Annotated in this window: 9 protein-coding genes; 7 read left to right on the top strand and 2 right to left on the bottom strand. The window is 35.2% G+C overall.

Features of this window, described 5'->3' with window-relative positions; genetic code table 11:
• From Q0505_RS11785 to Q0505_RS11770, 4 genes are all read left to right on the top strand, one after another.
• The coding region (locus Q0505_RS11785) for a helix-turn-helix domain-containing protein (RefSeq protein WP_299213047.1) at positions 1-1,001 on the top strand (1,001 nt) is incomplete at its 5' end.
• Positions 1,002-1,397: 396 nt separating this feature from the next.
• Positions 1,398-2,810, top strand: coding sequence for a 23S rRNA (uracil(1939)-C(5))-methyltransferase RlmD (rlmD, locus tag Q0505_RS11780; protein ID WP_299213045.1), 1,413 nt, complete (start codon positions 1,398-1,400; stop codon positions 2,808-2,810).
• 4 nt (positions 2,811-2,814) lie between these two features.
• On the top strand, positions 2,815-3,309 hold the full coding sequence (locus Q0505_RS11775; RefSeq protein ID WP_299213043.1) for a DUF6452 family protein: 495 nt from the start codon (positions 2,815-2,817) through the stop codon (positions 3,307-3,309).
• Between the two features lie 16 nt (positions 3,310-3,325).
• On the top strand, positions 3,326-3,991 hold the full coding sequence (locus Q0505_RS11770; RefSeq protein ID WP_299213041.1) for a DUF6048 family protein: 666 nt from the start codon (positions 3,326-3,328) through the stop codon (positions 3,989-3,991).
• 66 nt (positions 3,992-4,057) lie between these two features.
• Here Q0505_RS11770 and Q0505_RS11765 read toward each other — a convergent pair whose 3' ends face one another.
• The gene (locus Q0505_RS11765; RefSeq protein ID WP_299213039.1) at positions 4,058-4,909 is read right to left on the bottom strand and encodes an FkbM family methyltransferase; all 852 of its coding nucleotides are present in this window, start codon (positions 4,907-4,909) and stop codon (positions 4,058-4,060) included.
• A gap of 25 nt (positions 4,910-4,934) precedes the next feature.
• Entirely contained in the window at positions 4,935-6,104 is a 1,170-nt protein-coding gene (locus Q0505_RS11760) for a THUMP domain-containing protein (RefSeq protein WP_299213037.1), read from the bottom strand.
• Positions 6,105-6,158: 54 nt separating this feature from the next.
• Between Q0505_RS11760 and Q0505_RS11755 the strand changes: the two genes are divergently transcribed.
• From Q0505_RS11755 to Q0505_RS11745, 3 genes are all read left to right on the top strand, one after another.
• Positions 6,159-6,827 (top strand): ZIP family metal transporter, encoded by a 669-nt coding sequence (locus Q0505_RS11755; protein WP_299213035.1) that lies wholly within the window; start codon positions 6,159-6,161, stop codon positions 6,825-6,827.
• A 254-nt stretch (positions 6,828-7,081) separates the two neighbouring features.
• A complete protein-coding gene (locus tag Q0505_RS11750; RefSeq protein WP_299213033.1) occupies positions 7,082-7,459 on the top strand; it encodes a hypothetical protein in 378 nt (125 codons plus the stop codon).
• A gap of 96 nt (positions 7,460-7,555) precedes the next feature.
• The coding region (locus Q0505_RS11745) for a metallophosphoesterase (RefSeq protein ID WP_299213031.1) at positions 7,556-9,235 on the top strand (1,680 nt) is incomplete at its 3' end.

Below are 9,235 nucleotides of genomic sequence, written 5' to 3'. Positions count from 1 at the left end.
TACTACAAGCCATTAATGAATTAAACAATGAATATACAATAGATCCAAGCCTTAAAATGAATAAGGTATTAGACTATATGAGTCGTATTGATTATAAAGAAAGTATAAGTTTAATATATTATCATATTGGAAAATCACATCTAAACAATAACCATAAGGAGCTAGCAGTAACGTACTTTCTAAAAGTAGATTCTGTTATTGATAATTCAGAATCTATCTTACCCGAAACTTTTGAAGGCTATAGGTTTTTAAAAAATTATTATGAAAAAAAAGGTGATGTTGAAAATGAATTAAAATACCTGAAAAAAATATATGCCTTTGATAGTATTCTTGATACGAATTATAAGTCTATAAACAATACCATTAAAACTAAATACGAGCTTCCGATTCTATTAGAAAATCATAAAAACAAAATAGATGCTCTTGACAGACAAAATAAAAAATCAAAAAGTATCCTACTTGTTTCTTTTGGTTTACTGGGTATTGTCCTTCTATTTTTAACCTATTCCCTTATTCAAAAAAATAAATACAAAAAGCGATTTCAACAACTTCAAGAAAATAATATCTCAAAAAAAACGAAAGAGAAAAGTAAAAAGCCTCAAGAGAAACCTAATATCCCCGATGAAATATTCACCAAAACGGAAGCGTATCTAAAAGAGTTTGAAAAGAAACAACAGTTTCTAATTCAATCTATGAATTCAGAAAAATTAGCCCAACAAATTGGCACGAATAGGCCTTATTTCTCTAAAGCATTTACTTATTTAAAAAATGAAAGTTTTAATGTCTATCTAAGAAACCTCCGTCTTGAGTATGCATTAGGACGTTTAAGAGAAGATGCCACTTTTCGGAAATACACGATCAAAACCATTGCCAATGAATCTGGTTTTAGCAATGCAGAATCTTTTTCTAAGTTTTTTTATAGAAAATATGGGATCTATCCTTCCTACTATATAAAGTCGATAGAAAAAATAATAAGAAAACAGGTCTATATTTTGAAATAACGACATACAAGCGATTATAATTAACTACAAAATAGAAATTATACTTTAAGTTTATTCTATCAATAATAAACAAAAAGAAACATGAAAAAAAAGCAAAAAAAATTATCATTAGAAAAAATTAACATAGCGAGATTGACAACGAACATGCGTTATATTTCAGGGGGAGGGCAAACCGTAAATACAGATCAGGGATGTACAACGTGTACTGAAACAACCGATACCCGTATCCCTGATCCTCCAACTGACTCTTCTCTTGGGTGTTTAAGTAACACTTGTACTCTCCCTCCCCGTACAACTACTATTCCTTAAATAGCATCTAATCCATAAAAATTCTCTTGAAAGAGATAGCAATTAATTCATATAGCCTGTTTCATAAAAACAGGCTATTTTTGCGTGATGTCTAGAAGAAAACAAAACCGCCAAGTTTTTACAGAACTTGAAGTCACCGATGCAGGTGCCAAAGGAAAAGCAATCGCGCACGCACCCGATGGAAAAGTCGTCTTTATCAGTAATGCCGTACCTGGTGATGTGGTCGATGTACAAACCACCAAAAAACGTAAATCCTATTATGAGGGAACGGCGATACACGTGCATACGCTTTCGCGAAAGCGTACCCAACCCGAATGTCAGCATTTTGAAGTGTGTGGTGGTTGTAAGTGGCAACACATGGATTACAAATACCAATTAGAATACAAACAGCAAGAAGTGGTTAGTAATCTGACACGCATAGGAAAAATAGACCTTCCAGAAATTACACCTATTGCGGGAAGTGCTTCGCAATATTTTTACCGTAACAAAATGGAATTTGGATTTTCTGATAGCAAGTGGCTGACTCTTGAACAAATCAGAAGTGATGAAGTGATCGAAGACCGCAATGCTTTAGGATTTCATATTGCAGGCATGTGGGATAAAATCTTAGATATTGAAAAGTGCCATTTACAACGAGATCCGAGTAATGCCATACGTAATGGGATTAAAGCCTTTGCAACGCAACACAATATGGCATTTTATAATGCCCGAAATCAAGAAGGTTTACTGCGTACCTTAATGATACGTACCTCCTCTACGGGAGAATTAATGGTACTCATTCAATTCTTTAAAGAAGATATAGACAAGCGTATCCTCCTACTCGATTATTTAAAAAACGAATTTCCAGAAATCACTTCGTTATTATATGTGATCAACTCCAAAGGAAATGATACGATCTATGATCAGGAAGTCATTTGCTACCACGGAAGAGATCATATTTTTGAAGAGATGGAAGGTTTACAATTTAAAATTAATGCGAAGTCTTTTTACCAAACCAATTCTGCACAAGCCTACGAACTGTATAAAATCACCAGAGACTTTGCTGGTTTAACAGGAGATGAACTCGTATATGATTTATACACAGGTACAGGAACGATAGCGCAGTTTGTTGCTAGAAATGCAAAAAAAGTAATCGGTGTAGAGTCTGTACCAGACGCTATTGAAGCGGCTAAAGAAAATGCAAAGCACAACGGTATAGAGAATGTGGAGTTCTATGTTGGGGATATGAAAAAAGTCTTTAATGATGATTTTATAGCCGCTCACGGAATCCCAGATGTCATTATTACAGACCCTCCAAGAGATGGAATGCATGCCGATGTGGTTAAACAAATCTTAAACATTGCGCCACAAAAAGTAGTTTACGTAAGTTGCAATAGTGCAACACAAGCACGTGATCTTGCTTTACTAGATGAAACCTATAAAGTAACCCGTATACAACCTGTGGATATGTTCCCACAGACACATCACGTAGAAAATGTAGTACTGCTAGAAAAAAGGTAATTTCATGAAATTTAAACCCGTATTCTTTATAGCTTGGCTCGCTATCTTTTTCTCATCTTGCGAGAGAGATGATATATGTGCAGAAGCGACTCCAGTAACTCCTTTACTCGTCATTGATTTTTTTGATATCGAAAATACCACCGAACCCAAAATACCTACTGGCCTTATCGTTGTAGAAAACGGAGAAACGGTAGGACTGGAATTTAACACCTCTACGATCTCTATCCCATTACGAACAGATGTAGATCAAACCAATTTTCTGTTTGTACTCAACGCCAATAATGAAAGTGAAGAAACTCCAGAAAATATTGATGGCTTAGGAATTACCTATGTACGTATAGAAGAATATATAAGTAAAGCATGCGGATTTAGAATCATTTATGATGCCTTAGACGCAAATCCAAGTTCTCAAAATGACGATGCTTGGATACAAGATGTATTAATCACAAACACGACGGTAGAAGATGAAACCTCAGCACATATTCAGATTTTTTTCTAGTGTACTCATTATTTGTATGAGTACATCTCTATGTGCTCAGGAAGATGAATTGACGACTGCTATTGACACTACAGCTCAAAAATCACCGTACGGCTTGCGTGTGGGAATTGATCTCTCCAAACCTATCCGTAGTTTTTTAGATGACAACTACAGCGGCCTTGAAATTGTAGGAGATTTTAGAGTAAGTAGTAACTATTATGTCGCTGCCGAGCTAGGGAATGAAACCCGTACGGTAGATGATTTTACAAATATTGACGTCACCTCGAAAGGTTCATACATCAAAGCAGGATTTAACTACAATGCTTATAACAACTGGCTTGGAATGAACAACCTTATCTACGCGGGAGTTCGCGCTGGTTTTTCTACATTTACGCAAGAACTTAATTCGTATACCATTTCTACCTCAAATACTTTTTTTGAAGAAGATCTACGTACAGACAGCAGAGAATTTAATGGCTTAAGCACGGTATGGTTAGAATTTCAATTAGGTATACAAGCCGAGCTATTCAGTAATTTGTATTTAGGTATCAATCTTCAAATCAAAAACAGAGTTACAGAAACGGAACCTGATGGCTTTGAAAACGTCTACATCCCTGGGTTTGGTAAGACAACAGACGCTAGTAAATTTGGCGTAGGGTATGGATATACCTTGTCTTATCTGATTCCGATTTTCAAAAAATAATATAAAGATATTGGGTACGCTTTCGCGAAAGCATATAACACCTCACTAGAAAAAGGAAATGTATTTTTAATTACTTTTCTTAGTAAACAGCAAATCATCTGCCTTTTCATTGGCATACAAGGTATCTAGAAACGTTAGAAAATCTTCATGGGAGGTACTAATATCCATTTCCTTCTTTTGACCTACAAAGCGCACCTTGTCAAAATGAGGAACAATAAGATCTATAAAGTCTTTGTTAGAAACACCTGATACGTTTTTAAGATGATGTGGCACATATTCTATATACAACATCTTCGCACCTGCAAGAACATCCTGCATTCCTTGTAAGGCATAATATTCAGCACCTTCTATATCTACAATAATACAATCTGCAGCAGGAAGGTTTTCTTTTTTGATATGATCATCCAACCGAACCATATCTACTTCTATCGTATCAGGATTATCGTGAGAGTATAAGTAGATATCTTTCTTAGGTTTTATTTTACTACCGCCGCTATTAAGGGTGTTCTTAAGAAACGAGATTTTCTTTTCTTCATCTCCTACAGCGTAGTTAAAAAGGGTCGCATTATCCAGATCATTAATAAGTACATTTTTTGACACGTATCCAAACGTATCAGGATTTGCTTCATACCCCACAATGACTTTACATTGTTTCCCTATAGGAATCAATAATGTTCCTATATGAGTACCTAGTACATAGACAGTATCATCTTCGTTTATATACGTTAAAAGCTCTTTGATCTCAGAAATATTCCATCCGCCTTTAAAGCCCAAATATCGTCCAATCGTATAGTCATCTATAGGCGCGAGAATCATTCCGTTTTCGGTATCATAAATAACACCTTTGGCATAGTGCCCTAATACCTTCTTACGTAATTTGATTTTAAACTGGCGTTTTTTAACTTTTAATTTTTTCATATCAGGACCGTAGATAAGAGGATACTTATGATTCTTGGTGTTTTGCTTTTCGACTTCCTTCGTACATTTCGTACTTCACAAATCGGCTTTCTAAACTCCCATTAAATAATTTTATTTTTCGGCTAGGGCGTAAACCTACATGTTTCAATGCTTCCATATTGGATGTAATAAACCATGCGTGTGATCCTAGATAACTAGATTTAAGCGTATCCCCTATTTCTGCATAAAATGCTTCCATAGCCACAGGTAATCGCTCTCCATACGGTGGGTTAAAAACGAGTTGTAAAAAGTCATTTCCTTCTTTTTTAGATTCAAAGAAATTTCGTTCTTCTATCGTTATAAAATCTTGGAGTTGTGCGTTTTTGATATTCTCTTTTGCTTTACTAATTACCGAAGGTGCTTTGTCATAGCCTATGATTTTGTATTTAATATCTCTGACTTTTTTTAAAGCGGCTGCTTCTATAAGGTCGTATAAATCAGGATCCCAATCCTCCCATTTTTCAAAAGCAAATTCCTTTCTATTCAGATTGGCTGGTACATTAGCGGCGATCATGGCGGCTTCTATAAGCATGGTACCACTACCACACATAGGATCTAGTAAATCACATTGTCCTTCCCAGCCACTCATTAGTATTAAGCCTGCAGCTAGTGCCTCATTAATAGGAGCAATATTGGTCATTGTTCTATACCCTCTATGATGTAAAGAAGCGCCACTACTATCTAAAGAAACAGTACACCAATAACCTTGAATATGTATATTAAGACGGATGTCTGGATGTTTTACATCGACATCTGGACGTACATCTTCTTCTTTTCTAAACTTATCTACAATCGCATCTTTTACTTTAAAAGCTACGTACTGAGAGTGTGTAAATATATCGCCACTCACCGTCGCATTTATAGCAAAGGTGGTTTTGACATTCATAAAAGCCCGTAGATTCATCTTTTGAATTCGACGATATAATTCGTCTTCATTCATCGCACGAAACTCGGCAATCGGCTTTAGGATTTTAATCGCCGTCCGACAACAAAGATTAGCTTTATACATAAATCCTTTATCGCCTTCAAAAGAAACATTACGTACCCCTATTTCTACATTTCCTGCACCTAGATTACGTAATTCATTAGCTAAGATCTTTTCGAAACCAAAAAATGTTTTGGCTACCATCTTAAAGTTTTGATTCTGTTCACTCATATACCGCAAAAATACGTTAATTTTACCCACACAACCATACAAAATAAAGAACCTTTGACTGCAATACTATTACCTATTTTTGCCGTTTTAATTGGATTTTCGATTGCCATTATAGCTAAACCTACCATAAATAGTAGCATTAAGCTATTACTCTCCTTTAGTGGAGCCTTCTTATTAGCGATTACTATTTTTGAGTTTCTTCCAGAAATTTATGTCACCCAAAATAAAGAAATAGGAATATACATTATTGCAGGACTTCTTGTTCAAATTTTATTAGAATTTGGTTCTAAAGGAGCAGAACATGGTCATACACATCAAAAAAACACAACCCATTTTCCTTGGTTTCTTTTTATAAGTTTATGTGTTCACGCCCTTATTGAAGGGTTTCCAATTTCAGAAAATGAGCATATCCTGTATGGGATTGTCGTACATAAAGTTCCTATTGCGATTATTATTTCTTCGTTTTTGCTGTTATCTAAAATGAAGCTGTGGCAATCTATCATATTTATAATCGTCTTTGCATTGATGACTCCTTTAGGTAGTTTTATCAATCAGCAAGAATTTATTCTTGAATCTTACAAAGCACCTATTAACGCCTTTGTCGTGGGGGTCCTTTTACACGTATCGACTACGATCTTATTTGAAAGTTCTAAGAATCATCAATTTAATGCCTCCAAATTAGGTGTCATTCTCCTAGGGTTTATCATTGCCTATTATCTATAAAATAAGTTGTTTGGTTATTTGATAGAGACTAAACTTCTTAAAGAGGAGTAGTCTTTATACGCTTTCGCGAAAGCGTACTTAGAATGTATCGTATTTAAAGAAATAACTTTTAGTAATAAGAATCGTTATCCATCCACATCAAATCAAAAAGTACAGTTTTTTAAAGCGTTAACAATAAGTGTATTAATAATTATTTTCCCAGTTTTAACCCTTTCTTATGATAATTTCTCTTTCAAAATGATATATTATAAGCTATGATACAACTAGACAAGCAGACAGAAAATAACAACACATTTTTAACAGAGAGCATTGAATACCTAGAAAACAAAGGATTCGAAAACATTAAAGCAGACATAGAAGGTTATGAAACTCCTATCTCCTACACACGTCAGAAAACTGGAAACACACTTACTCCAGATATCGTTGCTGAAAAACGAGGTATTAAATATTTCTTTGAGGTAAGCTTAAAATCATCAAAGCCTAGATTATTAAAATCTAAGTGGTTATTATTGGATACCTTAACCAAAATGAAAGATTACCGCTTTAGAATCATCACCACCAAAGGACATTTACGTTTTACAAAAGAGATGATCGCAGAAACTAATCTTAATAAAGAATATATTAGGATCTAAAACCTATATATTGACGTGGATATTATAGAACGATATTTAATTTTTATATAACACCTACATAGTTTAATGCGTTACTTTTGAAAAAATTCAAAATACGTGAACGAAAAACTGTGTGGTAAGTCATTTATAAAAAATGTTACTTGTGTAACATTCTTAGTATTAGTATTACAATCCTGTGGATTACATAGCGATCTATATCTTGATCCTGAAAATAAAACGCCTCTTACTAACACCCAAAGTAAAGAGTATACAAGCATATACACTTTAGCAAATGCGGGTGCCTACGCTAAAAGCAGTAATGAGGAACTCCTCAATACATTAAAAAATCATCTTTCAACAACAAGTAAGGAAGATGATTTTTTAATATTTACAGGAGATAATGTTCATGATAATGATCTTACTAACAACCGCAATAAAAGACAACTACAACAACAGCTTCAAGTTTCTACAGATTTTAAAGGCACTACACTCTTTATTCCAGGAGAACTTGATTGGAATGAAGAAGGCATAGAAGGACTTGAAACGATTGAAGAATCTATAGAAAACTTCTATAAAGAAGAAGATCATTTTTTACCAAAAAATGGATGTCCACTAGAATTTATGGATATTAATGATACCACAGAACTTGTACTCATCAACTCACAATGGTACATAGAAGACTGGAGTAAGATTAAAGGTATGAATGATAAATGTGAAATTAAAACCCGCACGCAGTTTAGAGCGATTCTTGCAGATGGACTTCGTAAAGCACGGCATAAAACAATTGTCATTGCCATCCATCATCCGCTATATACCAATGGTGTATATGGTGGTGAGATTCCTGCCGAAGTCGTGTATCGACCTACTGCAGAAAATATCTTTGTGCCAGGAGGCGGTGTATTGTGGGCTTTTTTACGCTCTCAAGGTGGACTATCAAAACAAGATAGGTACAACCCACTTATGAATGAATTGATGAATGCCATAGAATTAGCATTACTAGAAGCGCCACGTGCCATCATACTTTCTGGTCACGAACGGGTAATGCAATACATAAACCACGACAACATAAAACAAGTGATTGCTGGAACGGCAAGTAGTGTAAAACCTGGCAGACTTGGAAAACGAGGGACATTCTCATCTACCAAAGCAGGATTTTCTGAAGTACGACTCTACAAAGACGGATCCTCTTCCGTTCACTTCTTTGAACTTACAGACAGTACCTTTAAAGAACTCTACAATACACAGGCTTTTAACAAACCCAAAGCCTATAACATTGATAGCCTTCCTACAACATTTCCTAAAACGATAAAAGCTTCGGTATACCCACCAGAGAGTGTGGTGAAAAGTGAAAAATATGTAAAATCTTGGGGAGAACATTACCGATATACGTATGGTATTGAAGTAGAAGCGCCTGTGGCTTTGCTTGATACCCTTTATGGAGGTCTCACTGTAGAACGTGCAGGAGGCGGAAACCAAACCATAGGATTACGTCTGGTTTCTAAAGATGATAGAGAATATAATATGCGAGCGATTGCCAAAGATCCTCTCGCCTTCCTAAAATCAAAAGGATACAATGACCTTGACGCCGATGACTATTTTGAAGGAACAGTTCCCGCAACCGTCATTGAAGATTTCTATACCGCAGCCCATCCGTTTGGCGCCTTTGCCATTCCGTTATTGGCAGAAGCGATACAGATAAATCATACGCATCCCAAATTATATTATGTCCCCAAACAAAAAGCATTGGGTGATTTTAATGAAACCCATGGCAATATGCTCTATATGATTGTAGAAAAA

The organism is uncultured Dokdonia sp. (genome assembly GCF_937910895.1).
GTDB lineage: Bacteria > Bacteroidota > Bacteroidia > Flavobacteriales > Flavobacteriaceae > Dokdonia.
Note: the sequence above shows the minus strand (reverse complement) of the source record. Positions and strands in the feature narration are given on the sequence as shown.

What these genes read in the sequence shown, in the direction of transcription:
- Q0505_RS11775 (WP_299213043.1), top strand. Translation starts at nt 2,815, where the DNA reads ATGAAATTTAAACCCGTATTCTTTATAGCTTGGCTCGCTATCTTTTTC.
- Q0505_RS11760 (WP_299213037.1), bottom strand. Translation starts at nt 6,104, where the DNA reads ATGAGTGAACAGAATCAAAACTTTAAGATGGTAGCCAAAACATTTTTT.
- Q0505_RS11750 (WP_299213033.1), top strand. Translation starts at nt 7,082, where the DNA reads ATGATACAACTAGACAAGCAGACAGAAAATAACAACACATTTTTAACA.
- rlmD (WP_299213045.1), top strand. Translation starts at nt 1,398, where the DNA reads ATGTCTAGAAGAAAACAAAACCGCCAAGTTTTTACAGAACTTGAAGTC.
- Q0505_RS11770 (WP_299213041.1), top strand. Translation starts at nt 3,326, where the DNA reads ATGAGTACATCTCTATGTGCTCAGGAAGATGAATTGACGACTGCTATT.
- Q0505_RS11765 (WP_299213039.1), bottom strand. Translation starts at nt 4,909, where the DNA reads ATGAAAAAATTAAAAGTTAAAAAACGCCAGTTTAAAATCAAATTACGT.